The organism is Halomonas almeriensis (genome assembly GCF_030409235.1).
Classification (GTDB): Bacteria; Pseudomonadota; Gammaproteobacteria; order Pseudomonadales; family Halomonadaceae; genus Halomonas; species Halomonas almeriensis.
Genome location: NZ_JAUFPO010000002.1, coordinates 183,680 through 210,504, shown reverse-complemented (window position 1 = coordinate 210,504; position 26,825 = coordinate 183,680). Strand labels below are relative to the sequence as shown.

General features: G+C 64.5%; 26 protein-coding genes. 15 read left to right on the top strand and 11 right to left on the bottom strand.

Annotation, left to right across the window (positions count from 1 at the left end; all coding sequences use genetic code 11):
* Window positions 1-55: 55 nt before the first annotated feature.
* Together QWY74_RS01180 and QWY74_RS01175 are read right to left on the bottom strand one after the other, a co-directional pair.
* Complete coding sequence (locus QWY74_RS01180; protein WP_290313592.1) at window positions 56-1,321, bottom strand: inorganic phosphate transporter; 1,266 nt, start codon at window positions 1,319-1,321, stop codon at window positions 56-58.
* A gap of 55 nt (window positions 1,322-1,376) precedes the next feature.
* Window positions 1,377-2,057, bottom strand: coding sequence for a TIGR00153 family protein (locus tag QWY74_RS01175; RefSeq protein ID WP_264827777.1), 681 nt, complete (start codon window positions 2,055-2,057; stop codon window positions 1,377-1,379).
* Between the two features lie 118 nt (window positions 2,058-2,175).
* Here QWY74_RS01175 and QWY74_RS01170 point away from each other — a divergent pair, with 118 nt between their 5' ends.
* The gene (locus tag QWY74_RS01170; protein WP_290313591.1) at window positions 2,176-3,042 is read left to right on the top strand and encodes a CYTH domain-containing protein; all 867 of its coding nucleotides are present in this window, start codon (window positions 2,176-2,178) and stop codon (window positions 3,040-3,042) included.
* Window positions 3,043-3,069: 27 nt separating this feature from the next.
* Window positions 3,070-3,948, top strand: coding sequence for an ion transporter (locus QWY74_RS01165; RefSeq protein WP_264827781.1), 879 nt, complete (start codon window positions 3,070-3,072; stop codon window positions 3,946-3,948).
* 180 nt (window positions 3,949-4,128) lie between these two features.
* Here the strand turns inward: QWY74_RS01165 and QWY74_RS01160 are convergent, their stop codons facing one another.
* The 4 genes from QWY74_RS01160 to QWY74_RS01145 form a co-directional block, all read right to left on the bottom strand.
* Window positions 4,129-4,674: a DUF192 domain-containing protein gene (locus QWY74_RS01160; protein ID WP_264827782.1), complete on the bottom strand. Its 546-nt coding sequence runs from the start codon at window positions 4,672-4,674 to the stop codon at window positions 4,129-4,131.
* Window positions 4,675-4,681: 7 nt separating this feature from the next.
* Window positions 4,682-6,169 (bottom strand): pyruvate kinase, encoded by a 1,488-nt coding sequence (gene pyk / locus QWY74_RS01155; protein WP_290313590.1) that lies wholly within the window; start codon window positions 6,167-6,169, stop codon window positions 4,682-4,684.
* Window positions 6,166-7,491, bottom strand: a complete 1,326-nt coding sequence (locus QWY74_RS01150) for a glycerate kinase type-2 family protein (protein WP_264826588.1) — start codon at window positions 7,489-7,491, stop codon at window positions 6,166-6,168. The genes pyk and QWY74_RS01150 overlap by 4 nt, the downstream gene beginning before the upstream one ends.
* Before the next feature lie 73 nt (window positions 7,492-7,564).
* Window positions 7,565-8,272: a glutathione S-transferase N-terminal domain-containing protein gene (locus QWY74_RS01145; protein ID WP_264826589.1), complete on the bottom strand. Its 708-nt coding sequence runs from the start codon at window positions 8,270-8,272 to the stop codon at window positions 7,565-7,567.
* A gap of 209 nt (window positions 8,273-8,481) precedes the next feature.
* Between QWY74_RS01145 and QWY74_RS01140 the strand changes: the two genes are divergently transcribed.
* The 5 genes from QWY74_RS01140 (at window position 8,482) to QWY74_RS01120 (ending at window position 12,481) form a co-directional block, all read left to right on the top strand.
* The gene (locus tag QWY74_RS01140) at window positions 8,482-8,748 is read left to right on the top strand and encodes a DksA/TraR family C4-type zinc finger protein (RefSeq protein WP_264826731.1); all 267 of its coding nucleotides are present in this window, start codon (window positions 8,482-8,484) and stop codon (window positions 8,746-8,748) included.
* A 344-nt stretch (window positions 8,749-9,092) separates the two neighbouring features.
* The gene (locus QWY74_RS01135; protein ID WP_264826591.1) at window positions 9,093-10,670 is read left to right on the top strand and encodes a bifunctional GNAT family N-acetyltransferase/carbon-nitrogen hydrolase family protein; all 1,578 of its coding nucleotides are present in this window, start codon (window positions 9,093-9,095) and stop codon (window positions 10,668-10,670) included.
* Between the two features lie 4 nt (window positions 10,671-10,674).
* Window positions 10,675-11,466, top strand: coding sequence for a M90 family metallopeptidase (locus QWY74_RS01130; protein ID WP_264826592.1), 792 nt, complete (start codon window positions 10,675-10,677; stop codon window positions 11,464-11,466).
* A gap of 24 nt (window positions 11,467-11,490) precedes the next feature.
* Entirely contained in the window at window positions 11,491-11,631 is a 141-nt protein-coding gene (locus QWY74_RS01125) for a hypothetical protein (protein WP_353960312.1), read from the top strand.
* Between the two features lie 169 nt (window positions 11,632-11,800).
* Window positions 11,801-12,481, top strand: a complete 681-nt coding sequence (locus tag QWY74_RS01120) for a TVP38/TMEM64 family protein (protein ID WP_264826593.1) — start codon at window positions 11,801-11,803, stop codon at window positions 12,479-12,481.
* Here the strand turns inward: QWY74_RS01120 and QWY74_RS01115 are convergent, their stop codons facing one another.
* Complete coding sequence (locus QWY74_RS01115) at window positions 12,482-13,807, bottom strand: glycosyltransferase (protein WP_264826594.1); 1,326 nt, start codon at window positions 13,805-13,807, stop codon at window positions 12,482-12,484.
* A gap of 282 nt (window positions 13,808-14,089) precedes the next feature.
* On the opposite strand from QWY74_RS01115, the gene QWY74_RS01110 reads away from it, so the two are divergent.
* The 6 genes from QWY74_RS01110 (at window position 14,090) to QWY74_RS01085 (ending at window position 19,183) form a co-directional block, all read left to right on the top strand.
* Complete coding sequence (locus QWY74_RS01110; protein ID WP_290313589.1) at window positions 14,090-14,641, top strand: lipocalin family protein; 552 nt, start codon at window positions 14,090-14,092, stop codon at window positions 14,639-14,641.
* Window positions 14,642-14,832: 191 nt separating this feature from the next.
* Complete coding sequence (locus QWY74_RS01105) at window positions 14,833-15,828, top strand: succinylglutamate desuccinylase (RefSeq protein ID WP_264826596.1); 996 nt, start codon at window positions 14,833-14,835, stop codon at window positions 15,826-15,828.
* A gap of 213 nt (window positions 15,829-16,041) precedes the next feature.
* Window positions 16,042-16,812: an ABC transporter ATP-binding protein gene (locus QWY74_RS01100; protein WP_264826597.1), complete on the top strand. Its 771-nt coding sequence runs from the start codon at window positions 16,042-16,044 to the stop codon at window positions 16,810-16,812.
* Between the two features lie 24 nt (window positions 16,813-16,836).
* Entirely contained in the window at window positions 16,837-17,541 is a 705-nt protein-coding gene (locus QWY74_RS01095) for an ABC transporter permease (protein WP_264826598.1), read from the top strand.
* Window positions 17,541-18,272, top strand: a complete 732-nt coding sequence (locus tag QWY74_RS01090) for an ABC transporter permease (protein ID WP_264826599.1) — start codon at window positions 17,541-17,543, stop codon at window positions 18,270-18,272. The genes QWY74_RS01095 and QWY74_RS01090 overlap by 1 nt, the downstream gene beginning before the upstream one ends.
* A gap of 143 nt (window positions 18,273-18,415) precedes the next feature.
* Complete coding sequence (locus tag QWY74_RS01085) at window positions 18,416-19,183, top strand: transporter substrate-binding domain-containing protein (protein WP_264826600.1); 768 nt, start codon at window positions 18,416-18,418, stop codon at window positions 19,181-19,183.
* Window positions 19,184-19,281: 98 nt separating this feature from the next.
* On the opposite strand, the gene cadR is transcribed toward QWY74_RS01085, so the two are convergent.
* The gene (gene cadR, locus QWY74_RS01080) at window positions 19,282-19,734 is read right to left on the bottom strand and encodes a Cd(II)/Pb(II)-responsive transcriptional regulator (protein WP_264826601.1); all 453 of its coding nucleotides are present in this window, start codon (window positions 19,732-19,734) and stop codon (window positions 19,282-19,284) included.
* Window positions 19,735-19,814: 80 nt separating this feature from the next.
* On the opposite strand from cadR, the gene QWY74_RS01075 reads away from it, so the two are divergent.
* Window positions 19,815-22,013, top strand: coding sequence for a heavy metal translocating P-type ATPase (locus QWY74_RS01075; RefSeq protein WP_290313588.1), 2,199 nt, complete (start codon window positions 19,815-19,817; stop codon window positions 22,011-22,013).
* Window positions 22,014-22,044: 31 nt separating this feature from the next.
* On the opposite strand, the gene QWY74_RS01070 is transcribed toward QWY74_RS01075, so the two are convergent.
* A complete protein-coding gene (locus tag QWY74_RS01070; RefSeq protein WP_264826603.1) occupies window positions 22,045-23,157 on the bottom strand; it encodes a 5-(carboxyamino)imidazole ribonucleotide synthase in 1,113 nt (370 codons plus the stop codon).
* 21 nt (window positions 23,158-23,178) lie between these two features.
* Window positions 23,179-23,688, bottom strand: coding sequence for a 5-(carboxyamino)imidazole ribonucleotide mutase (gene purE, locus QWY74_RS01065; RefSeq protein ID WP_290313587.1), 510 nt, complete (start codon window positions 23,686-23,688; stop codon window positions 23,179-23,181).
* A gap of 277 nt (window positions 23,689-23,965) precedes the next feature.
* On the opposite strand from purE, the gene QWY74_RS01060 reads away from it, so the two are divergent.
* The gene (locus QWY74_RS01060; protein ID WP_264826606.1) at window positions 23,966-24,661 is read left to right on the top strand and encodes a YbaY family lipoprotein; all 696 of its coding nucleotides are present in this window, start codon (window positions 23,966-23,968) and stop codon (window positions 24,659-24,661) included.
* A 69-nt stretch (window positions 24,662-24,730) separates the two neighbouring features.
* On the opposite strand, the gene QWY74_RS01055 is transcribed toward QWY74_RS01060, so the two are convergent.
* A complete protein-coding gene (locus QWY74_RS01055; protein WP_290313586.1) occupies window positions 24,731-26,737 on the bottom strand; it encodes a TRAP transporter permease in 2,007 nt (668 codons plus the stop codon).
* Window positions 26,738-26,825: the final 88 nt, after the last annotated feature.

The following is a 26,825-nucleotide window of genomic DNA, read 5'->3' as shown; positions in this document are numbered from 1 at the left end:
GGTTTTTCTTCCCTCTTAAAGGCGCTAAGCGCCGTTCTTCCTTCTTTCAGCGGCGTCAGCCGAACATCCCCTTGAACATGAAGAAGAACATGATCGCCAGGGCGGCGCCGGCCGGCAATGTGATCAGCCACGACATCACGATGGTGCCAATGACACGCATGTTGAGGGCGGCCATGCCGCGGGCCAGGCCGACGCCCAGCACCGCCCCGACCAGGGTCTGGGTAGTCGAGATCGGCAGGCCGGTGCCGGAGGCCAGCACAACGGTGGTAGCGGCAGCGAGGGTCGCGGCGAAGCCACGGCTGGGGGTCAACTCGGTGATGCCGGTGCCCACGGTGGCGATCACGCGATGGCCGTATGTCACCAGGCCGATGACAATACCGCCGCCACCGAGCATCAATACCCACCAGGGCACCAGGGCTTCACCGCCGATAGTGCCGCCGCTTTCGACGACGCTGATGACGGCCGCCAGGGGCCCCACCGCATTGGCGACATCATTGGAGCCATGCGCAAAGGCCATGGCGCAAGCTGTGAACAGCATCAGCACGCCGAAGACCCGCTCTACCCCGCCAAAGCCGAAGGCATCATTATGCCGCTCGCCGGCGCCAACCCGGCGTTCCCGCCAGACGCCCAGCGCCATCAGGGCCATCCCGACCAGAATGGAGTAAAGCAGGCTGGCGCCAAAGCCGAGTTCCAACCCCACATGCTTGAGCCCCTTGGTAAAGGTCACCATGGCGATGATAAAGCCCACCAGGAAGACATACATGGGTACATACCGCTTGGCTGCCGCGAAGGGGTCATGGTTCTCGAAGATGAGGTGCTGAATCGAGCGAAACAGCATGAAGGCGATGGAGCCCGCCATCAGCGGTGAGACCACCCAGCTGGCGGCGATCTGGCCGACCTTGCCCCAGCCGATGGCATCCAGCCCCAGACCCGCCATGGCAAAACCAACAATGGCCCCGACGATGGAGTGTGTGGTCGATACCGGCCAGCCGCGCATGGAGGCAATCAACAGCCAGGTGGCCGCCGCCAGCAGGGCCGCCAGCATGCCGTAGACCAGCAATTGCGGATCATTCTGCAGCGCGGTGGGGTCGATGATGCCCTTGCGGATGGTATTGGTCACCTCGCCGCCCGCCAACCAGGCACCGAGGAATTCGAAGACCACGGCGATCAGGATCGCCTGCTTGATGGTGATGGCCTTGGAGCCCACCGAGGTGCCCATGGCGTTGGCCACGTCATTGGCACCGACGCCCCAAGCCATGAAGAGGCCGAATGCACAGGCCATGAAGATGAAGATGTCGCCGTGTTGCGCGATAATCGACATAGGACGGTGTCCTTCTGCGGTCAGGATGGAGGCAGGAAATGCGCGGGTTTGCCGATCAGTTGGCAGTCATGATCTGAAGGCGGCTGCCGACCCGTTCGGCAAGATCGGAAAGCTCCCCCACCCAATCAATGATCTTGTAGAGAAACATCACCTCCACCGGGGGCAGGCTGTCTTCCAGCGCGAACAGTTGCCGCCGGATGGCGACCTGTTGGCTATCGGTCTGTTGCTCGAGGGTATGGAGCTCACGAATCAGGTTCTGCATGACATCGGAGACATTGCGTCCAAAGCCCGACTCCAGCAGGTCCTTGAGCTCTTCCAGGGCCTGGCGCGCCTGGGCCACGCAGGCCACCGAGGTCTGCATATAATGACGCATGGGCTCGGCCAGCGACTCCGGCATCTGCATGCTGCGGCCCAGCATGATGCCGGTGATATCGCGCACCTTGTTGGCGATCTTGTCCTGGACGCTGATCAGGTCCAGCAAGTCGGAGCGCGAGACCGGCAGAAACATGGTATTGGGGAGGTTCAGGCGCAGTTCGGTCTTGAGCTCATCCGCCTCATGTTCGAGGCGCGTGATGGACTCGCGGCAAACGCCGGCTTGCTGCCACTCGCCATTGAGGCTGGCTTCAAAGAACGGCAGCAACTGCTCGGCACAGTCGTTGACCTTGACGATGTGGGCCAGCAGCGGCTGGAATGGCGAGCGGCCAAACATCGCGGAGAAGGGATTGGGTGTCACCATGGGGCATCTGAACACTTGGAAAATGGCGGCCACAGTATAGTGACTGCCCCCGGCGACGTCATGAAAAATTCATAAAACTTTCACGCAAAATTCATACAAACCACACAGGCCTTCGGTCATGGCAAGTGAAATTGAACTCAAGCTGGCACTCGCGCCTTCCGGTCCGGATACGCTGCCTCGCCACCCGAGCCTGGCGACACTGGAACCGCAGGTCAGCCAACTGGGGAACACCTACTACGACACCCCGGAGGGTGCCCTGGAAGCCGCGCGCAGCGCCCTGCGCCTGCGGCGTGATGGCCAGCATCTGCTGCAGACGGTGAAAACACGTGGGCACGGCGGTGGCGGCCTTTCCAGCCGTGGCGAGTGGGAATGGCCCATCAGCGGCCCCGGCCTGGATATCGCCGGCCTCGCGGAGATACCGCCCATGGCCGCGCTGGGCGAGGCGACCCTCGCCCGCCTCGAGCCACGCTTCTCCACCGACTTCACGCGTCGCACCTGGCGGCTGACATCGGCAAGGGCCGATATCGAGGTCGCGCTGGACTGCGGCGAGATTCGCGCCGGCGATGCCCGGGTGACCATTCGCGAGCTGGAACTGGAGTTGAAGGACGGCGAGCCAAGTGCCCTGCAGGCATTGGCCCGCGACCTGGCCGCCGGCGTAGCGCTGCGCCCCTCGGATACCAGCAAGGCGGCACGCGGCGGCGCCCTGCTGCTTGGCCGCTGGACACTGCCCGAGGGCGGCAGCCCGGCCGCCTGGTTCCATCGCGCCACTGTCGCCCTGGATGCCCTGGCGGACAGCCATGACCCGGCATGGCGCCACCAGGCGCGCGAGGCCTTTCAACAACTGGCCTGCCTGAGCGACGATACAGCGAAGAGTGCGCGCTGGCTGGCCGACGCGCTGGAAAGCCCTGACTGGTTCGATGCGGCCTTTGGTGGCCATGCCCTGGCGCTTGCGCGCCGCCTGTCCGGTGACGCTCAGCTCGGCTGACCCACGACCACAAGGACGCCCTTTCTCGTGAGCCAATGGAAACCTGCGGGGGAAGGTCTGCGCACGCGCATCTTCCAGATCATTTTCGAGTCCGACACAGCGGCCGCCAAGGCCTTCGATATCGCCCTGATCGGCCTGATCCTGTGCAGTGTGCTGGTGGTCATGCTGGAAAGCGTGGTGCCGCTGCGCGAGCGCCATGGCGCGCTCTTCCATTGGCTCGAATGGGGCTTCACGATCCTCTTCACGGCCGAGCTGGCCGTGCGGCTCTACTGCCTGGACCGGCCCTGGCAGTACCTGCGCAGCTTTTATGGGGTCATCGACCTGCTGGCTATCCTGCCCACTTGGCTGGCCCTGATCGTGCCGGGCGCCCAGTCGCTGGTCGTGGTCCGGCTGCTGCGAACGTTGCGGATTTTCCGTGTGCTGCGCCTGATGGAATTCGTTGGTGAAGGCCGATTACTGATCGATGCCCTGAAACGCAGCTCGCATCAGATCTTTCTGTTTCTGTTCACGGTCTGCATGCTGATCACCATCTTTGCTTCACTGGTGTATTTGATCGAGCCCGCCGAGGCCGGCTTCACCAGCATCCCCACCTCGATCTACTGGGCGGCGGTGACCCTGACCACGGTCGGTTATGGCGACATCGCGCCGGTCACGCCACTCGGTCAGGCCATTTCGGTGATGATGATGCTGATCGGCTACTCGATCATCGCCGTGCCCACCGGCGTCTTCTCCGCCGAGGTCATCCGCTCGATTCGAGCCGACCGCTATTCCGAGGAAGCCTGCCCCGGCTGCGGCCATGACCGTCATGACCATAAGGCCTATTACTGCCTGCGCTGCGGCACCTGGCTGGACGAGGAAACCCCGGACCCGCGGACCCAGGACCGGAAAGATGGCGAGACACCCTAGGCATTGTCCGAAAACTGTCTGCGCTCGGTTATACGGCGTTGAAAATCTTCTCGCGCGCGAGTCCGATCAAAATGCTCATTTACCCCTTGTAAACTCCGCGTTTTCGTAGATTTTCGCCTTGTCTAACCTTCGCTCGTCGACTTTTCAGACAAAGCCTAAGATCAGATACCAGCGACGCTTCTAGCCGCATGCCCCGCCATCCTGCCCGGGCCAGCTGACACAGTCGCCGGGACGGATATCCCTGGCCTCGAAGTAACCGGCATTGACCTCCAGCGCCGCATGATAGGCCTTACTGGCGCGAGTGACCGGGCAGTCGCCCGGCGAATCGGAGCGGCAGGGCTGCATGCGGTGAATCTCGTTGATGCGGCCCTCGGCATCCAGGAAGGCAATATCCAACGGAATCCGCGTGCGATACATCCAGAAGCCACTGCGCGCGGGCTGAGCCACGTCGTAGAGGAACAGCATGCCGGCATCCTGCGCCAGGGACTGGCGCTCCATCAGGCCCTGACTGCGCTCCGAGGAGCTGTTGGCCACCTCGACCGTCAGGCGGTGCGGTCCCTGGCGGCTGTGAATGGTCAAGGGTCGGGTCGGCAGGAACGCCGCCCAGGCCAGCGGCTGCCAGCCAAGGGCCAGTGGCAACAGGGCCAGGCCCTGTAACAGGCGCCGCCGAGTCGGGTCGGGAGCCCGGGGGCCACCTCCCGAGGCGCCCCCGGCAGCTAGCCTCATCGCTCGTTCAATGCTGGCCATGGTGGGTACCCACATCGAGAATCTTCAGGGTATTGGTGCCGCCATGGGCATTCATATGATCCCCGCGGGTCAGGATGACATGGTCGCCCGGCTCGGCAATGCTATGACGGACCAGCACATCCATGGCGCGGTCGTTGAGCTCGTCGGCGGTCATCTGGCTGGTATCGAAGGGCAGCGACACCACGCCCCGATACAGCGCCATGCGACGCTGGGCGACCGGGTTGTGCGCCAGCCCGACGATCGGCAGCCCCGAACGAATCCGCGAGGCAATCAAGGGCGTGTAGCCGGTGGAAGTCATGCAGACGATGGCCGCCACGCCGGCGAGGTGGTTGGCGGCATACATCGCCGACAGGGCGATCGTCTCGTCGATGCGCGAGAAGCCTTCATGGATGCGATGGCCGGAGGCCTGGGCCACTCGCTCGCGTTCGGCCCCCAGGCAGACGCGCGCCATGGCCTCGATGGTTTCCACCGGGTAGTCGCCGGCGGCGGTCTCGGCGGAGAGCATGACCGCGTCGGTGGCATCCAGCACCGCATTGGCCACATCGAACACCTCGGCCCGGGTGGGCAGCGGCGACTCGATCATCGACTCCATCATCTGGGTGGCGGTGATCACTGCCCGGTTCAGGGTGCGCGCGTGCTTGATAATGCGCTTCTGGGTGCCGATCAGCTGTTCGTCGCCGATTTCCACGCCCAGATCGCCACGAGCCACCATCACCGCCTGGCTGGCCTCGATGATGCCGTCCAGGGTGGCGTCATCGGCCACCGCCTCGGCGCGCTCCAGCTTGGCCACCAGGCCGATATCGGCACCGGCCTCGCCGAGCAGTACGCGGGCCTCGTGCATGTCGGCGGCACTGCGCGGAAAGGACACCGCCAGGTAGTCGACGCCAATCTCCATGGCGGTCTTCAGGTCGGTCTTGTCCTTGTCGGTCAGCGCCGGAGCAGAGAGGCCGCCGCCCTGCTTGTTGATGCCCTTGTTGTTGGAGAGCTTGCCGCCCTGTTCCACGGTGGTGTGGATCTGCGTGCCGTCCACGCGGACCACGTCCAGCACCAGCCGGCCGTCGTCGAGCAGCAGGCGGTCGCCGGCCGCCACGTCGTCGGCCAGCGCTTTGTAGTCACAGCCCACGCGGGTGGCGTCGCCGGCTTCGCCGTCGAGCGCCACGTCGATCACGAAGGCCTGGCCGCCCTCGAGTTCCACCGGGCCGTCGGCAAAGCGAGCGATGCGAATCTTGGGGCCCTGGAGGTCGCCCAGCACGGCGACGCTGCGGCCCAGCCGGTCGGCGATCTCGCGCACCTGGGTGAGGCGGCGGCGATGGTCCTCGGGCGCGCCGTGGGAGAAGTTGAGGCGCACCACATCGACGCCGGCGGCGATCATCTGCTCGAGCACGTCGGGCCGGTCACTGGCCGGGCCGAGAGTGGCGACGATCTTGGTGCGGCGAATCGGCTCGTGAATCGGAGCATGGGGGGGAAGTGTCATGAAGTCCTCGGCAAAACCAGAATGGCTCGAAAGTCGTTGACATTGGTGCGCGTCGGGCCCGTCACGATCAGGTCGCCCAGGGCCGCGAAGAAAGTATAGGCATCATTACGTGACAGATAGTCGTCAGGATCAAGGTCGAGCCTTTCACGCGCCTGCCAACAGCCCGGCCCGAAGATGGCACCGGCATTGTCTTCCGAGCCATCGATGCCATCGGTGTCGATGGCCAGTGCATGGATACCCGGAGCGCCCTTGAGGGCACTGAAAAGCCCGAGCAGATACTCGACATTACGACCACCGCGGCCATCGCCCTGAAGGGTCACGCTGGTCTCGCCGCCGGACAGCAGCAGGCAGGGCCGCGAAGCGTCTCGCTGGGCGTCAAACGCCAGCTTCGCCTGGGTGCGCCCGAGTTCACGCGCCTCGCCTTCCAGGTCATCGCCCAGCCACTGAACCGCGATGCCCTCGGCCACCGCGGACTGCCGGGCCGCTTCAAGCGCATCCCGGGCTCGCGCCAACACCTGCTGCCGGTCCCGCCGGAATTCCGCATCCTCGGCACGCGGCGCATCACCGGCAGAGTTCAAGTGGTAACGCACGGCCGGCGAGATGGCAATGCCATGCTGTTCGAGTATCGCCAGCGCATCCGCGGGGGTACTGGCATCCGGCAGAGTGGGTCCCGATGCAATCAGAGACGGATCATCGCCGGGCACATCCGAGATCAACCAGGTCAACACTGGGGCCGGATGAGCCGCTACCGCCAGGCGCCCGCCCTTAATGGCCGACAGATGACGGCGCACGGTGTTGATCTGACTGATCGGCGCCCCGCAGCGCAACAGTGCCTTGTTAAGGGCCTGTTTCTCGGCCAGCTCGATACCCGCTGCCGGCAGGGTCATCAGCGCCGACCCGCCACCCGAGATCAGGGCAATCACTCGGTCGTCCTTGCCCACCCCTTCCAGGGCATCCAGCATACGCCGCGCCGCCCGCTCACCGAGGTCATCCGGCATCGGGTGCGACGCCTCCAGCACCTCGATGTGAGTGCAGGCATCGGCACCGCCCTGGGGGCCATGGCCGTAGCGGGTGACCACCAGACCACTCAGCGGTGCTTCGGGGCAGTGCGCCTGCCAGGCTCGCTCGAGCGCCGTGGCCATGGCGGCCGCCGCCTTGCCAGCCCCCACCACTAGAGTGCGACCTGCCGGGGGCTCGGGAAGCGCGTCAAAGACCAGTGACTGCGGATGCACCGCGGCGACCGCCGTTTCACTGAGCTGAATCAACCAGCGACGCACCCGTTCCGGGTCACCGGGGTCAAGCGGCAAGGTGTTTTCCGTCATGGAAGCTCCTTGAGGTCACCATCACTGCCGGTCGCCCCGGGTGGCTTGTCGAGCGGCACCGGCGCCAGGACCGTCAGCGATAGGCGCCCTGAATATCGGTGATCCGGGGGGCCTGACGGCCCAGGCCGTCATGCAGATCGAGCATGCGCTCCAGCCAAGCATGGACCGGGTCGGCATTGGAGACCAGGTCGGCGGTGGAGACGCAGCGCGCCCACATGAAGTTGCCGAAGACGAGGTAGTCGGCCGCGCCCGGGGCATCGCCGTCCAGGAAGGGGGCTTCCTCGAGGCGGCCGCGCAAGGGAGCCAGAGCAGTATCGAGCTGGCTCAGCCCTCTCACCGGCGAGTGCACTTCCTCGAGGGTGCGGCCGAAGCGCTTCTCGCGGGTCTCGCGGAAGTAGGCACGATCATCCGGATGGATGGCATTGAGCAGATCCATGATGATAATCGCCATGATCGGGGGCGCCAGCGAGCGTTCGGCGTAATGCTTGAAGAAACGCGCCCGGGCCTCGGCCAGCGCATCGCCGACCAGCGGTGCCTCGGGATAGGTGCGATCGAGATAGCACAGGATGTCATAGCTCTCGGTGACTACCGTGTCACCATCGACCAGCACCGGCACCTTGTCGTGTTCGGCGAAGGCTAGTGCCTCCTTGTCGTGGAAATGCCAGGGCCGCGTCTCGACATCCAGTCCCTTGTGGGCCAACGCCAGACGCACCCGCCAGCAGAAGGGGGAAAAACGCAAAGACTCATCAATACCGCAGAGGTCATAAAGCACGCGGGTCATTCTGGCTCCTAGTATTTGCAAAGCAGACCTTCGATAGTGCCAAGAAACGCTCGGCCTCGCCAATGCGGTCAAGACAAGGCCGAGCAGGCAGGCCTGCCCTCCTGCGCGATACGATGGGCCTGGGACAACACGAGCGCTGGCTCAGCCCAGCCGCTCTCGCTAGACTGGAAAGGCATGCAGGACCCGTGAGGCAACGCCGGAGGACAGACATGGCAGGTGGCTGGGCAAAGGACGGCAGCGTCCAGGAACAGATCGAGAGCACGGTCGAGGATGCGGTGGAGCGCTCGCGTAGTCGGCTGCCCGGCGGCGAGAGCCTCACGTATTGCGAGGAGTGCGATGAACCAATCCCCGAAGCACGCCGCGCGGCCGTGCCGGGGGTACGCCTGTGCATCGCGTGCCAGGCCGAACAGGACAAGCGTGACAACGCCCGCTCCGGCGTCAACCGACGCGCCAGCAAGGACAGCCAGCTGCGCTGACCGATTTCTCCCCCGCCGGCATCTCACCCCTCACCTCTGCCCCCTCATATCGTCTCAAGCCTCACCCATGACATCTCACCCCTAACCACTCACTCCTCACCCTTCACAACTCACCCTTCACAACTCACCCCTCACCACTCACTCCTCACCCTTCACAACTTCCCCCTCACTCCACCCCGGCATCAGCCTGGTCAAGTCAAGGGGTAGGTTATCGACAGTTAGCGCCCCGAGCTGTCGCTGTTCGGCATGCTCAATGAACTGCCGCTGACTGGCCAGTCGGGCGCGGGGAAATCCACGTGATAGACTGGCGGCATTCGAGGCCACTACCGTTCAAAGGACATTCCATGTCGCTAGACGATCTCCAGCTCAATCTGCGCAACCTGTCACCCGAGGATTACCCCCAGCTCAAGGCGTTGATGGATGCCGTCTATGACGACCTGGGCGGCGCCTGGCCCGAACACACCATGGAGCGCCTGATCCAGGAATTTCCCGACGGGCAGATCGGCATCGAGGACGACGGGCGCCTGGTCGGCGTGGCCCTCACCGTGCGGGTGGATTACGACGGCTTTTCCAACCCGCACAAGTACGATGACCTCATCGATCAGCGCGAAATCATCCTCAACGATGCCGAGGGTGATGCGATGTACGGCCTCGACGTGCTGATTCATCCGGCCTACCGCGGCTACCGGCTGGGCCGGCGCCTGTATGAGGCACGCAAGGAACTGTGCCGCTCGATGAACCTGCGGGCCATCCTCGCCGGCGGGCGCATTCCGCAGTACCACCAGTACGCCGACGAACTGACCCCGGCCGAGTACATCGACAAGGTGGCCCGCAAGGAAGTCCACGACCCCATTCTGTCGTTCCAGCTGGCCAATGACTTTCAGGTCAAGCGACTGCTCACCAAGTACCTGCCCGAGGACGAGAAGTCGCGCGGTTATGCCACCCTGCTGGAGTGGAACAACATCCTATTCGAGCCCGCCGAGCGGGTGCTGGAAACACGCCGTACCCAGGTTCGCGTGGGAGCCGTGCAGTGGCAGATGCGCGAATTCGCCTCGGTGGAGGCGGTACTGCAGCAGGTGGAATACTTCGTTGATGCCCTGGCAGACTACCAGAGCGATTTCGCCGTCTTCCCGGAGCTGTTCAATGCCCCGCTGATGGGCCTGCAGGATCGGGCCGCCCAGCAGGATCAATTGGCTGCCATTCGCTTCCTGGCCGAGTTCACCGAACGCTTCAAGACCGAGCTGTCGCGCATGGCGGTCTCCTACAACATCAACATCATTGCCGGCTCGATGATCGAGGTCGGCGAGGAAGACCGACTCTACAACGTCACTTACCTTTGCCACCGCGATGGCTCGGTGGAACGTCAGGCCAAGCTTCACATCACCCCCCAGGAGCGGCGAGACTGGGTCATCGAGGGCGGCGACGAGCTCCAGGTCTTCGAGACCGACGCCGGTCGCATCGGCATCCAGATCTGCTACGACGTCGAGTTCCCCGAGCTCTCGCGCCTGCTGGCCGATCAGGACATGGATATTCTGTTCGTGCCCTTCTGGACCGACACCAAGAACGGCTATCTGAGGGTGCGTCACTGCGCCCAGGCGCGGGCCATCGAGAACGAGTGCTACGTGGTGTTGTGCGGTAGTGTCGGCAATGTGCCGTCGATCGAGAACCTCGACATCCAGTATGCCCAGTCCTCGGTCTTTTCGCCCTCGGACTTTTCCTTCCCGCATGATGCCGTGCTGGCCGAGACCACGCCCAATACCGAGATGATCATGTTCTCCGACCTGGATCTGAGCCGGCTCAAGGTCGTGCGCAACGAAGGCTCGGTGACCAATCTCAAGGATCGCCGCCAGGACCTCTTCGACCTGCGCTGGCGCGACTGGTCCTGGAAGTCCGGGGGCCGTCTGGGCGCCGAGGACAACTGATCGCGTGCTGGCCTTCCTGAATCGCTGGCGGAGAGCCCGCTTCGAGGCCCGACACCCCTTCCCCGAGGCCGACTGGCAGGTGGCGCAGCGTCGAGTGCCCCTGCTCACCCTGCTGCCCGACGAACCGGCCGAGCGACTGGGGCGTCGGGCCTGGCATTTTCTGCACCGCAAGCGCATCAGCCTGCATCCAGCGCTGCGCGAGGAAGGCATTGAATTCGACACGCCCGGTCATCTGGCGCTGGCCGGGCAGGCCTGCCTGCTGACCCTTGGCTGGCGGGAGCGCGACCACCTTGATGCCTTCGCCAATGTCCACGAGTTGCTGATCCTGCCCGGAGCCTTTCAGCGACGGGTCGAAGAGATGGATGAATTCGGCGTCATGCATGAATACGACGACGAGCGAGCCGGGGAAACCTCTCACCAGGGGCCGGTGGTGGTCGCCTATCCGGACCTGATGGCCAGTGGCGGGCTGGACGGCTTCAATGTGCTGATTCACGAACTGTCGCACAAGCTCGATATGGGCAACTCGCTGGACGCCGATGGCTATCCCCCCTTGCCCGGCGACATGGATCCCCGCCAGTGGTACCGGGTCTTCATGTCCACCTGGGAGGATCTACAGGCGCGTATCGAGAACGTCGAGACCACGCCCATCGACGACTATGCGGCCAGCCATCCGGGTGAATGCTTCGCGGTCGCCTGCGAATACTTCTTCACCTCACCGCGGCCCCTGCTGGCCGCCTACCCGGCCCTCTACCGCCTGCTGTCACAGTATTTCCGTCAGGACCCGGCCGCCTGGTGACGACAGACCCTCAAACCCGGCGAGATGGTCGCCTTCGACAACCGCCGCGTACTGCCCGGGCGCTACGTCTTCAATCCCAACAGCGGGCGTCGACACCTGCGGGGCATCTATCTGCACCTCGACATGCTGGAGTCGCGGCCGCGCGTGCTGGCACGGGACGATTAAACTGGAGTCGCGGCCGCGCGTGCTGGCACGGGACGATTAAAATGGACAAGCCCCGAGCTGGCCGGGGCAGCCAGTGCAGGACCGGACATAAAACAGCGCCACACGCTTTGGCAGTGGGGCTCTCTGACGTATGCTGTCGCCAGTCATTCACCAGGAAACTGTCCGTATCATGTCTCGGCCACTCAGCATCCTCGCCCTCGTGCTGCTCGCACTCGTCTCGCTGGGCCTGCTCTGGCAATGGCTTGCCATGCAGGATCTACTGACCCTCGACAACCTGCGCGAGCTGGCCCGAGGGTCGCTTGCCTGGCGCGATGCCAGCTGGGCGGTGCTGGTGGTCATGGCGGTCTACGCGGTGGCGTCACTGGTCATGTTTCCGCTCAGCCTGCTGGTGGCCCTGACCGGCCTGCTGTTTGGGCCCTGGTGGGGCTTTGCCTACTCCCTGGCAGGCACACTGGCGGCTTCGATGCTGACCTGGTGGGTCGGCCGTCGACTGGGACGGGATGCCCTGATGCGCTATGGCGGCAAGCACCTCAAGGGGCTGTCGCGCTACCTCTCCGGCCGCGGAATTCGCACCATGACGCTGGTCAACCTCTTGCCACTGGCCCCTTTCACCCTGACCAACATGATGGCCGGCGCCTTTCATCTGCGCTTTCGCGATTACATGATCGGCTCGACGCTTGGCATCGCGCCCGGCCTGGCGGGAGTCACGCTACTGGGCAGCCAGCTGGGGGAACTGGTGACCGCGAACAATACCCAGGAGGTGGTGCTGGCCCTGCTCGGATTGCTGGCCGGTGTAGGCGTGTTGTTTGCCCTCAAGCGTTGGTCGCAGCGCCGTCAGCGCCGTGGCTGATCACTCCGGGGGCATCCCCGGCTCATCATGCCGGCCGCCCGGCCACCAGTTGGGGCGTTCCTGATCCCACTCGCCCTGCACCATGTGACGCAACAGCCGTCCCCGATAGCGCAGCATCTGCCACTCGGCGCCCAGGCGCCCACGCACCCGGTCCCAGCCACCATCATCGGCATGCGTGAAGGGGCCGCCCCGTGCAACGATCTCGCGATAGACCAGCAGACAACGCCGCGCACAACGCTGTTCGTCATAATCCGCGGCCGTCTCTAGCGCCGCTTCCCGGTACGGGGCTCGCACACCCGCCTCGGCCAGGTCATCCAGCGCCTCGGCCATGGCGTCTTCGTCGTCCTCCGGCAAGAGGCGACCATTCCGGCCATCCTCGACCACTTCCACCACCCCCGGCGCCGCTACAGCCACCACCGGCAGGCCGGCGGCCATGGCCTCGGCCACGACCATGCCTTGGGTCTCGCTGTGCGACGCGAAGGCGAAGACATCCATGGCATGGTAGGCATCGATGAGGGCGTCACCATGCAGGCGCCCGGTGAAGTGCACCCGATCACCGACCCCATGCTGCTCGGCGATGCCCTGCATGGCATCGGAGGCATCGCCATCGCCCACGACCAGAAAGTGGGCGTAAGGCTGCCGGCTCAGCGTCAGGCAGACCGCCTCGGTCAGGAATGACAGGTTCTTCTCCTGAGCCAGTCGGCCCAGGTGACCGATGACATAGGCCTCGGCGGGAATGCCGTGATGCTGCCGGCGGGCCTCGCCACTGCCCAGAGTAAAGCGCGCCGTGTCGACACCGCTGGGCACGACCCGCACCGCAGAGTTGGCCTCACGCTCGAGCAACAGGTCGCGAATGCTCTCGCTCGGCGCGATGACGCTGTCGCACAACCAGCTATATTGGGTGGCCAGGGCGATGGCAAAACGCTGCATGCGCGGCGAGTCCCCGGGCACATAATGGGTATAATGCTCGTAGAGGGTGTGGTGGGTAAATACCAGCGGCAGGCCATAGGTCTCGGCGGCCCGGGCCGCGGTGTCGCCCAGCAGGAAGGGGTGGTGGGAGTGCACGATATCCGGCTCGAAGTCCTCGATGACTTCATAGAGCTGTCCGGGCATGGGCACCGGCAAGGAAAAGTCGCTGCCGTTGAAGTGCTGGACGGCCGTGACCCGGACCACATCCGCTTCATCCTCGGGCTGGCCCTCCAGGCGTGGTGCCACCACCAGCACACGGTGGCCGGCCTGGCACAACTGATACTTGAGACGCTGTACCGACTCGCTGACCCCACCGACAATCGGGTAATAGGTATTGGTGAACATCAGCACATTCACTGCGGAAACTCTCCTGTGAGGACACAACGCGACATCGGCGGCTATACCGAGCTTTCCCGCGTCTCATGATACGCGACACACCCGCCAGTGTGGAAAGCGACCAAGATGATACACGGCATTGCAATTGCTCAGCCAGAGCGCCGCACCCTGGCAGTCTTGTCTGTTGATGGAGGCCACCTCGACCACCTGTCGACTTTGCGACGGGAAATGTCAGTGTATGATGCGAGCAGGCAAACGTGTCGTTTGCCGTCGAATCATTCATTCCCATTGAGCCTTGCCACCATGCTGACACCCCGCCGATACCTGCTGCCCTTGCTGGCAGCTTCCAGCCTGAGCCTGAGCGCCTGCACCGGGATTCCGGAGGGCGTGGAGCCCATCCAGGGCTTCAAACTCGACCGTTACCTGGGCCAATGGTACGAGATCGCGCGCCTCGATCACTCCTTCGAGCGCGGCCTGGACTGCGTCACCGCCGAGTACGCCATGCGCGAGGACGGCGGCGTCAGTGTCATCAACCGGGGCGTCAACCTTCAGGAAGGCGAAGCCGATGTCGCCGAGGGCAAGGCCTACTTCATCGATTCGACCGATGTCGGCCGCCTCAAGGTCAGCTTCTTCGGTCCCTTCTACGGCGGCTACAACATCATGGCGCTCGACACTGATTACCAGTGGGCGCTGGTCGCCGGCCCGAACCGCGATTATCTATGGATCCTGTCGCGGACCCCCACATTGCCCGACGCCACCTATCGCGACCTCGTGCAGCGCGCCGCCGAGCACGACTTCCCCACCGACGAGCTGATCAAGGTCGAGCAAGGAAAGGCCTGCGCTGACTGGCGCTGAGCCACGGAGCGCCGAGTTTTCATTATCGCACCCCGGGCTTTCATCAAGCCGACGCCGGAGCTTGATCCGGTGGCAGACTCTGGGGAAGGTGGCGTTATTACAACAACGCCACAACGGGAGCGACATGATCACCACGGCCTATTCTCGACGCCGCTGCAACGCCAGCCGACAGCATCCTGAGGAGGCTTGCCATGCTGGCTGAGTGGCTGGAGCAGAGCCTGGCGGGGGACGCCTCGATGCCCCGGGATGGCGAGCTTGCCGGCGGGCGCTTTCACATGCCGGGCCCGGGTATGCTGGAACTCACCCCCTTCAGTGACGCGCCGGAGGCACCCGCCGTGGTGCTGTCGGTGGGCATTCATGGCAATGAAACGGCGCCCATCGAGCTGCTGGGCGCCAGCCTGGCTCGGCTGGAAGCCGGCCTGCTGACGCTGGGCAGTCCGGTGCTGGTGATACTCGGCAACCTCGAGGCCATCCGCGCCGGCACCCGCTTCGTCGAAACCAACCTGAACCGCCTGTTTCGCCGCGACCTGGCCGAGACCGGCATGGAAGCTGACCGGGCCCGCGCCCTGATGGCAGCAGTGGATGCCTTCTTCGCGCACCATGCCACGCGCCGCCGATTGCACTACGACCTGCACACGGCCATTCGCGGCAGTCAGTACCCCAGGTTCGTGGTCGAACCACATGGCGCGGCCGTCACCACACCGGAACAGTGGCAATGGCTGGCCGGTGCGGATATCCAGGCAGTACTGCACCAGCATACCCACAGCTGGACCTTTTCCCATTACAGCAAGCACTATCATGCGGCCCAGGCCTTCACGCTCGAACTGGGGCGCGCCCTGCCCTTCGGCGACAATGACCTTGCGCCCCTGGCGCCCATGGGCCAAATGCTCGATGCCCTGCTGGCCGGGGACACCCCCCGAAAGGCCGATGCCTCGCGCATGACCTACTTCCGGGTCGAGCACGAGCTGTTCCGTCACAGCGAAGCATTCCGTCTATGCTTTGACGATGACACCCCGAACTTCACCGAGTTTGCACCCGGCACATGCCTCGCCGAGGATGCCCAGGCCGGCGCTTTCACGGTCGGCGAGACTCCCCTGCGCGTGGTCTTCCCCAATGCCAGGGTCGAGCTGGGCGCCCGCGCCGCGCTACTGGTCACCGCGACCGACGCCCCACGGTCGGGTGATTGAACATTGTGTCAACGCATAGCCCGGCCGCAGAATTACAACAAGCTGGAGTCGTCATGCACCACCGAACCGCTTCTCAAGCCCCGCGCTGGCGAACCGTCAGGCCCCCATGGCCTGCCACCTGGCCGACGAGCTGTTAGAATCGCTGACCTTTCTCGTTGGCCCGCACCCTGATCCTGCCGACACTGGCGACCTACTCGAACTGGAGTCCGCTTCATGGCCGATACCCCGATTCCGCTGGAAGTGCGCGATATCACCAAGCGCTTCGGCAACACCGAAGTCCTTAAAGGCCTGTCACTGCAGGCCCAGAAAGGTGATGTAATCACCCTCATCGGAGCCTCGGGCTCCGGCAAGAGTACCTTTCTGCGCTGCATGAACCTGCTCGAACAACCCGACCAGGGCGAGCTTATCGTTCACGGCGAGTCCATCCGCTTCAAGGAAACCAAGAAGGGGCGCGAACCGGCTGACTGGAAACAGGTCGTCAACATGCGCGCCAAGCTCGCCATGGTCTTTCAGAGCTTCAATCTCTGGGCCCACATGACACTGCTCGAGAACATCATCGAGGCCCCGGTGCATGTACTGGGCAAATCGAAGCAGGAAGCCACCGAGCATGCCCGTCAGTTACTGGAGCGTGTCGGCCTTGGCGACCGTGCCGACTACTATCCGGCCCAGATGTCGGGTGGCCAGCAGCAGCGCGGCGCCATTGCCCGCGCCCTGGCCATGGACCCGGAGGTCATGCTGTTCGATGAACCGACCTCAGCGCTGGATCCGGAGTTGGTCGGCGACGTGCTAAAAGTCATGCGCGACCTCGCTGAGGAAGGCCGCACCATGATCGTGGTGACACACGAAATGGCCTTCGCCCGCGATGTCTCGACCCAGGTGATCTACCTCCATCAGGGGCAGGTCGAAGAGGCCGGCGCGCCCGACCAGGTGCTCGGCAACCCGAGCTCCGAACGACTCAAGCAGTTCCTGGCGCCCAAGCACTGAGGTGACCCGGATGAGGAGACTCACATGATCGACCTGCACGGCTATGGCCCGCGCCTGCTGGAAGGCGCCCTGGTCACCATCGAACTGGCAGTGCTGTCGCTGATCCTAGCCGTCCTGCTGGGCCTGGCCACTGCCAGCGCCAAGATGTCACGCAACTGGGTACTGCACCGCCTGGGCACCGTCTACACCACGGTAATCCGCGGCGTCCCCGACCTGGTGCTGATGATGCTGCTGTTCTTCGGCGGCCAGATTGGTATCAACATGTTCACCGACTGGCTTTACTACCAGTTCGATATCGACATCTTCATCAACGTCAACGAATTCGTCGCCGGCGTATGCACCATCGGCCTGATCTTCGGTGCCTACATGGGCGAAACCTTCCGAGGGGCCTTCCTGGCGGTGGAAAGCGGTCAGATCGAAGCCGGTCGCGCCTACGGCATGTCGCATGCCCTGGTATTCCGCCGTATCCGCTTTCCGCAGATGATGCGCCATGCCCTGCCCGGGCTTTCCAACAACTGGATGGTGTTGCTCAAGACCACGGCCCTGGTGTCGGTGATCGGCCTGTCGGACATGGTCCGCGTGGCCGCCGAGGCCTCCAAGGCCACGCGTGAGCCCTTCACCTTCATGATCATCGTCGCGGCGATCTATCTGCTCATCGCCAGCGTCTCCGAATGGGGCTTCGCACGCTTGCAGAAACGCTATGACGTCGGCTTCGAGGAGGTGAACTGATGGAAAGCCTGACCAACTGGCTGGATAACCTGCTGGCCGACAACAGTATTTTCACTCTGCAGACGCTCTCCTATTACGGAGATGGCCTGGTCACCACGGTGCAGCTGGTTTTCCTGTCACTGATCATCGGCCTGGTGCTGGCCATCCCCCTGGCCCTGGCCCGGGGATCGAAACGCGCCTGGATTCGTCTGCCGATCTTCTTCTACTGCTATGTGTTCCGCGGCACGCCCCTGCTGGTGCAGTTATACCTGATCTACTATGGCGTGGTCTTCGTCGAGGGCATTCAGGACACCTGGCTCTGGGTCATTCTCGAAAAACCCTTCGTGCCGGCTCTGATCGCCTTCACCCTGAACACCTGTGCCTACACCACCGAAATCTTCCGCGGTGCCATCAAATCGACCCCCCGGGGTGAGATCGAGGCAGCCCGCGCCTATGGCATGTCATGGGCGTTGATGCTGCGGCGCATTGTGCTGCCCAGTGCCTTCCGTCGTGCCCTGCCTGCCTACGGCAATGAAGTCATCTTTATGCTGCACGCCAGTGCCATTGCCAGCGTGGTGACCATCATGGACCTGACCGGGGCGGCCCGCTTCGTCTACGCACGCTTTTATGCGCCCTTCGATGCCTTTCTGTTCGTGGCGGCCATTTACCTGTGCCTGACCTTCGGGATCATCTACTTGTTCCGCTATCTGGAAAAGCGCCTGCTCGCCCACCTCAAGCCGGCCAGCGGCTGAAGGGTCGCGGGCCCGGCGGGGGAGCGTCGAACAAGCGTTGGTTCAAAACCACACCCAACCGTCTTTCGAGCCATGTCGCCTTCGGCTATGGTAGGAAAGTCACCACCCAAGCGGTGCAACGATCAACAAGAAGGGATAACACTATGAAATTCAGCAAGCTCCTGAGCATCGGCGTTCTCGGCGCCAGCATGGTTGCCGGCGTTGCCAACGCCGAAGTGCGTGATATCCGCATCGGGGTCGATGTGCCCTATAAGCCCATGGAGTACCGCACGCCGGACGGCGAGCTGACCGGCTTCGATATCGACCTGGGCAACGCCATGTGCGCCGAGATCGGCATTCAGTGCGAGTGGGTTGTACAGGGCTGGGACGGCATCATCCCCGGCCTCCAGGCACGCAAGTACGACGCCATCATGTCGTCCATGACCATCAACGAGCAGCGTCGTGAACAGGTGCTGTTCTCCGAGCCCTACATCACGCCGCCTTCCGCCTGGTTCGCGCCGACCGACACCGAAATCGAGACGCCCAACGAGGAAACCCTGGAAGGCAAGACCGTCGGCGTGCAGCGTGGCACCCTGCAGGACAACTACGTAACCGACATGTACGGCGACGTGGCCGACGTCAACCGCTACGCCACCGCCGATGACATGGTGCTGGACATGGACTCCGGCCGCCTCGACATCGTCTTCCTCGACTTCCCGATTGGCAAGTCCACCCTGCTCGACAGTGAGGCCGGTAACTACCAGACCGTCGGCGAGAAGATCACCGAACCGAAGGAATACTTCGGGGAAGGCTTCGGCATCGCCTTCCGTCAGCGTGACGAAGCCCTCGCGGAAGCCTTCAACGAGGCCCTGGCAACGCTGAAGGAAAACGGCACCTACGAAGAGATTCACACCAGGTACTTCAGCGAATAATGGCCTCGGCCATGACCTCATGACCACCCGGTCATGATCCAACGGCCCTGCCTCGGCGGGGCCGTTTTGCGTTCAGAGTATAACGACGGCTTTCGCTGTCAGAAACGCGGATGAGTCCCTGCAACATGGTCGGCCGCGTCTGCGGCATGCTCGGCTTGCGGTGGCTGTGCCAGCGCGGAAAGAATGCCGCATTTCGCCACCGGGCGTTGGCCCTGGCAACGCCCCTTCAGGGCCTCGAGCGAGGCCTTGAGCGTCTGCAATTGCTCGATACGCGCCTCGACGTGCTGCAGGTGTTCATCGACCAGGGCATCCGCCCGATGGCAGGCGCCTTCCGGATGATCGTGACAGGCCAGCAGGGCCCGAATCTCGTCCAGCGTCATGTCCAGCGCCCGGCAATGCCGAATGAAGGACAGACGCTCGACATGCGCCTCACTGTAGAGTCGGTAATTGGCTTCGCTTCGCGCCGGCTCAGGCAGCACCCCTTCCCGCTCGTAGTACCGAATCGTCACGACCCGGCATCCCGTGCGAGTCGCCAGCTCTCCGATTTTCATCGTCGACCTCCTGCCTGGCTTGACCCTATACAGGCTATAGGGTGTGTGATGACGGCAAAATACCACGAACGGAGCCCGAGATGTCCGATGACACCTCTCCGCAAGATGGCTGCTGCAGCGGCCATCAAGCTGAACCTGGCGAGACCGCGAATGCCCCGGCGGACAGCGACACCCTGCGCCTGCGTATCCAGGAAATGGACTGCCCCACCGAGGAAGCCCTGCTGCGCAAGGCCCTGACCTCGGCACCCGGCGTCGCCGCCCTGGAGTTCGACCTGATGGGCCGTGTACTGAGCATCCACCATCACGACGCCGATACCGAGGCGCTTCAGGCGCGTGTGCGCGACCTGGGCATGACGCCTCGCCCCCTGGAGGTCGATGACGACTCGAGCGACGCGCCGCCGGCAAGCGACGACACGCCCTGGGGGCGGCTGATACTGGCAGCACTCCTGGCCCTGGCCGCCGAGATCGTCGGCTGGACGCCCTGGCTCTGGACCGACTGGCTCTCGCCGCTGCTTGCCCTGCCGGCCATCGCACTGGTGGGCCTGCCGACCTGGCGCAAGGGCTGGGTGGCGATTCGTCATCGCACCCTCAATATCAATGCCCTGATGAGTGTGGCGGTGACCGGTGCCATTCTGATCGGCCACTGGTCGGAAGCCGCCATGGTCATGGTCCTGTTCACCCTGGCGGAGCGCATCGAGGCCGGCTCCCTGGAACGCGCCCGCCGCGCCATCCGTGACCTGCTCGACAGCGCGCCCCGCCAGGCCCGGCGCCGCACAGCGGCGGGAGACTGGGAAAGCGTGGCCGCCGAGGACGTGGCCATCGGCGAAGTCGTGCGCATCCTGCCCGGCGAACGCCTGCCGCTGGACGGCGAGGTCGTGCGCGGCCATCCCAGCCTGGACGAGTCGCCGATCACCGGCGAGAGCCTGCCCGTCGACAAGGCCCCGGGCGACAGCGTCTTCGCCGGTGCCATCAACCACGACGGCGACTTCGACATCCGCACCACCAGGGAGGCCAGCGACACCACCCTGGCGCGCATCATTCATGCCGTCGAGCAGGCCCAGGCCAGCCAGGCGCCCACCCAGCGTTTCATCGACCGCTTCGCCGCCGTCTACACGCCCGTGGTCTTCGTGCTGGCCATACTCACCGCCCTGACCTGGCCCTGGCTCGTCGGCGGCGCCTGGCTGGACGGCATCTACCGCGCCCTGGTGCTGCTGGTGATCGCCTGCCCCTGCGCGCTGGTCATCTCGACCCCGGTCACCATCGTCAGCGGCCTCTCTGCCGCGGCCCGGGCCGGCATCCTGATCAAGGGCGGACGCTTCCTCGAACAGGGGCGGCGTCTGACCTGGCTGGCCCTGGACAAGACCGGTACCCTGACCCAGGGCGAGCCGGCACTGGAGCATTGGGAAGTGCTCGGCGACACCTCGGCGGCACACCGACAGAACCTGGCGCGGCAAGCCGCACTGCTGGCCGGGCGCTCGACCCACCCCGTCTCCGCCGCCATTCAGCGTGCCCTCGCCGAGGATTCACACGACGGTCGGGTGGACGACCTCCGCGAACGCCCGGGCCAGGGCGTCGAAGGCCAGCTGGATGGCCAGGCACTCTGGCTGGGCAATCGCCGGCTCGCCGATGCCCGGGGCCTGCTCGACGCGACGCTCGCCGAACGCCTCGAGGCGCTGGAGCGGCACGGCGCCAGCGTCGTGGCGCTCGGCTCAGCCGACCGGGTGATGGCCCTCTTCACCGTGCGCGACCCGCTCAAGCCCAGCAGTCTGGCCGCCATCCAGGCCCTGCACCGGCTGGGGGTGAAGACGCTGATGCTGTCCGGCGACAACCGCCACGCCGTGGCCGCCATCGCCGCGGAAGCCGGCATCGACAGCGCCCGGGGAGAGCTGCTGCCCGAGGACAAGCTCACCATCATCGAGGAACACAGCCACCACGGCGTGACCGGCATGGTCGGCGACGGCATCAATGATGCGCCCGCCCTGGCACACGCCGATATCGGCTTCTCCATGGGAGCGGCCGGCAGCGATGTGGCCATAGAGACCGCCGACGTCGCGCTGATGGACGACGACCTCGGCAAGTTACCGAGTTTCCTGCGCCTGGCACGCACCACTCACCGCGTGTTGATCCAGAACATCGTGCTGGCACTCGGCATCAAGGCCGTCTTCCTGGTCCTGGCCTTCAGCGGTCAGGCGACCCTGTGGATGGCGGTATTCGCCGACCTGGGCTCCAGCCTGCTGGTCATCGGCAACGGACTGCGGTTGTTGCGGCACCGGGATTGAAGCGCCCGGGCAGAATACCCGGGCGTCAGCGTCATTCGAAGCTGAAACGGGGTGTCGGGGCACCGGGAAGCAGTTCGGCGCAGCATTGCACCTTGTCGACCAGTTGCGCATGGCTGGGTGCCAGCAGGTTGACGTGGGCCAGCTTGCGGCCGGGACGCTCACTCTTGCCGTAACGGTGCAGGTGGGCATCCTCGATCTCGAGCAGGCGCGCCGGTTCGCCTTCCTGACCGATCACATTGACCATGCAGGACGGCATGCGGGCCGCCGTGTCGCCCAACGGCAGGCCCTGAATGGCGCGCAGATGGTTTTCGAACTGGCTGGTCACCGCGCCGTCCATGGTCCAGTGGCCCGAGTTGTGCACGCGCGGCGCCATCTCGTTGGCCAACAGGCTACCGTCACGCGCCTGGAAGAGCTCCAGGGTCAGGACACCGACATAGTCGAGCTCGTCGAGCAGGGCGCGAATGTACTCATCGGCGGTTTGCTGAACGGCCGCATCCAGGTCCGGCATGGGCGCCAGCGAATAGCGCAGAATACCGTCGACGTGCAGATTCTCGGCCATCGGATAGAAGACCACCTGGCCGTCGCGGCCACGCACGGCGATGATCGAAACCTCGCGCACGAAGTCGACGAAGGCCTCGACGATCAGCCGGGGGTGACTGATCGAGCGCCAGGCCTCAGCGGCATCGGCCGGATCCTTGATCACCGCCTGGCCCTTGCCGTCATAGCCGTCGGTCACCGACTTGGCGACCACCGGCGTGCCCAGCTCTTGCACCGCCGCCTCGAGGGCCTCGGCACTCTCGACCAGGCGATAAGCCGGCGTGGGAATGGCGAGCCGGTCGAACAAGGCCTTTTCCTCGGCGCGGTTCTGGCAGACGCGGATCGCCTCGCTGGAGGGATGCACCGGCTTGTGTTCCTCAATGGCCTGCACCAGCGGTACCGGCAGGTGCTCGAATTCATAGGTCACCAGATCGACCTTGGCCAGAAACTCCGCCAGGTGCTGCTGATCGGTATCCACCATGACATCACCGATGCCGGCACTCGGATTGCCGGTGGTATCCATGAAGGTGAAGCGATTGCCCAGTGGGTAGCCCGCCAGGGCCAGCATGCGGCCCAATTGGCCGGCGCCCAGTACACCGATATTCATGCTTGGTTTACCTCGCTGAGATCACTCTGAATGGGGACGCGGGTCGGGGTTGTTCAGCACCTTGTCGGTCTGCTCGGCACGGAAGCTCTCCACCGCCCGGCGCACCGCGGCATCCTGCAGGCCGACGATCTGCGCTGCCAGCAGGCCGGCATTGATGGCGCCCGGCTTGCCGATGGCCAGGGTGCCCACGGCCACACCGCCGGGCATCTGGGCGATGGAGAGCAGCGAGTCCATGCCCTTGAGGGACTTGGACTCCACCGGTACCCCCAGCACCGGCAGTGCCGTCTGGGACGCCACCATGCCCGGAAGGTGTGCGGCCCCGCCGGCACCGGCAATGATCACCTGCAGGCCGCGTTCGGCAGCCGTCTTGGCGTAATCGAACAGCAGGTCGGGCGTACGGTGAGCCGAGACCACCCGCGTCTCGTGCGCGACCCCGAGGCGTTCGAGCATGTCGACGGCATACTCCATGACCGGCCAGTCGGACTGGGATCCCATGATGACGCCGACGCGCGGCGAGTCGTTAGCTGGCATTCAAGGCTCCTCGCGAAACAACAATTGGCCGAATCCGGCAGCACCGCGGGAAACAAAGTCGGATGCCGGAATGGTGCAAAATCCCGCATTCTAGCAGAGCCGGGGCGAGCCTTCCTTAACCCGCGCGCCCGGATGTCGGGCCAACTCGAACGACATCGAGGCGATGCTGCTCACTCCAGCACACTGGCGGCACTGACGGCATGCCTTCAGCGAACTAGATTGTTAATATCTGGTCACAAAGCGAGTCCAGGATTCAATGCCGTCACGGAGTATGCCCATGAAACGCCACCTGCTAATGATCGCCGCCCTGACCGGGACACTTGCCCTGGCGGGCTGCGATGACGCCAAGCAGGCGCAGCAGGACACTGCCGACACCTCTGGCTCGGAATCCACCTCGACGGAATCGGACTCGACCCAGACCGCCGGTACCTCGAACGACACCCCGAGCGAATCCGTGGCCCGTCGCCTGGAAGGCGAACTGGAGTTCTCCGCCACGGATATTCCACTGCCGGACGGCGCCAGCATTACCATCAGCTTGCGCGATATCTCGCGTGCCGACAGCCCGGCGACCACCATCGCCGAAACCGAGGTCACCCCCGGCAACCGAGGACCGGTGACCTTCGGGCTGGACTACGCCAGCGGCGAGGTGACCCCCGAGCACACCCACAGCCTGCGCGCCGCCCTGCATGGCGACAAGGGCGAACTGTTGTGGACCACCACATCGCGGCATGTTGTTCAGGTCGGCGCCGAGGCCCAACAGGGCCCGGTGACCCTGGTGCTGGAGCCCGTCAATGCCACCCCGGATGGCAGCAGCCTGCAGGAAGCCCAGCAAGCCATGCTCCAGGAAGAAGCCCGAAACGCCGAAGCCTCCGGTGACACGGCCGACTCGCTGGACGAGGTCAACGAGCAGGCCACCGACATGCAGGAGCCCACGCCGGACAGTTCCGGCGAGGCGGAACAACCGGCTCAGTGAGCGGCACTTCCTGACCGGCTTCAGCCCGGCCCCGCCACGCGGCGCCAAACTGTTACATGGCCGACTGAATCAGCCGGCGACCGCCACCTCGCGCCGGCTGGCCAGCCAGTTGCCGACGATCAGCGCCAGCATCACGGCCGCGCCCACCATCTCGGCGACCAGGCTGGGGTAAAAGACCGCGACCATGGCCGGGGCCAGGATGACCCTGACGGGCCACGACATGCGCGTGAACAGATAGCCTTCCAGGGCCGCGGCGAAGGCCCCCAGCGCCAGGAAGCCGGTCAGCGCCGTCCACACCAGCAACGGCACCGGCCCCCCGGTAATGATCTCCGGGTTGTAGACCATGAACAACGGGATCAGATAAAGCCCCTTGGCAAACTTCCAGGCCTGGAAGCCGGTGTCCATGGGCTTGGACCCGGCGATCGCCGCGCCCGCAAAACCTGCCAGGGCGATCGGAGGCGTGACATTGGAATCCTGGGAGTACCAGAACACCACCAGATGCGCGATCAGCAGCGGCACGCCGAACTCGGCGGTCAGGGCCGGCCCCACCAGGACGATCAGCACAATATAGCTCGCCGTCACCGGCAGCCCCATGCCCAGCACCAGACTGGCCAGCAGCACCATCACCAGCGCCAGCAGCAGATGGCCGTTGGAGAAGGCCATCATCATCGCCGAGAACTTCAGGCCCAGGCCCGTCAGGCCCACCACCCCGACGATGATGCCGGCCACCGCACAGGCCATGGAGACCGCCACGGCATTGCGCGCGCCGAGCTCCAGACCCTCGAGCACCTTGAGCGCCCCATTGCGCACCGCCAGCATGACGGCACTCGCCGTGACCGGCTGGCCCTTTCTGGGGCCCACGAAGACCATCCAGATGATAAAGCGCAGGGCCGTCACCAGCAGAATGGTCAGAATGGCGTAGTAGCCCACCCGCGAGGGCGACAGGTTGATGGCCAGCAACCAGATCAGCACCGCCAGGGGCAGCAGAAAATGCCAGCCAGTACCCATGACATCCCGCACCTTGGGCAGCTCGTCCCTGCTCATGCCCTGCATGCCCTGCTTGAGCGCGATGATGTGCACGAACAGATAGACGGTGCCGAAATACATGACCGCCGGCAGGATGCTGACCTTGACCACCTCCAGGTAGGGCATGCGGGTGTACTCGGCGATCAGAAAGGCCCCGGCGCCCATCAACGGCGGCATGATCTGCCCGCCGGTGGATGCCGCCGCCTCAATGCCGCCCGCCTGGTGCGGCCGATAGCCCAGGCGTTTCATCAAGGGAATGGTGAAGGCGCCGGTGGTCACCACATTGGCGATGGCACTGCCCGAGATCGAGCCCATGCCGGCCGAGGCGATGACGGCGGCCTTGGCCGGCCCGCCTCGCTGCCTGCCGGTGGCGGCATAGGCCAGGTCGATGAAGAACTTGCCCGCGCCGGTGATCTCCAGGAAGGCGCCAAAGAGCACAAAGGTAAAGATATAGGTGGCCGCCACCCCGATGGGCAGGCCGAAGATGCCTTCCTGACCCAGGTAGAGCTGGCCCACCAGGCGGTCCAGGCTGTAACCGCGATGCTCGAGGATCCCCGGCAGCCACTCGCCCAGCCAGGGCAGCTCCCCCCGCGCCCCGGCGAACGCATAGAGAATGGCCAACAGGCCGATGATCGTCATGCCCAGACCAACCGCTCGACGGCTGGCTTCGAGAACGGTCACCGTCGCAATACAGCCGATCATGATATCGGTCTGGGTCCAGAAACCGGCGCGATTGATGATCTCGTCAAGATACAGCACCAGGTAGCCCCCGGTGATCACCGCCCCGGCGAAGAACAGCACATCGACCAGCCAGCCGATGGCGCCGCGCGGCCGGCCCGGCCCGAAGACCGGAAACATCAGAAAAGCCAGCATCATGATCAGCGCCAGGTGGATACTGCGCTGATAGAAGAGCCCCAACGGCTCGATACCCGCGGAATACAGCTGAAACAATGACAACACCACGGCCACCAGGGTGATCAGCCACAACACGGGGCGTGAATGCGGGGCCTGGCTGCCGGGGACGATGGGAGAATTGCCCGTTTCGCTCATGAAGGTTCTCTCGCAGCAGCGAATGGTCGGATCACCCCGGCTTCTGCGGAGTGATCAAGAAAATTGCGAAACCAGGCCCTGGCAGGGA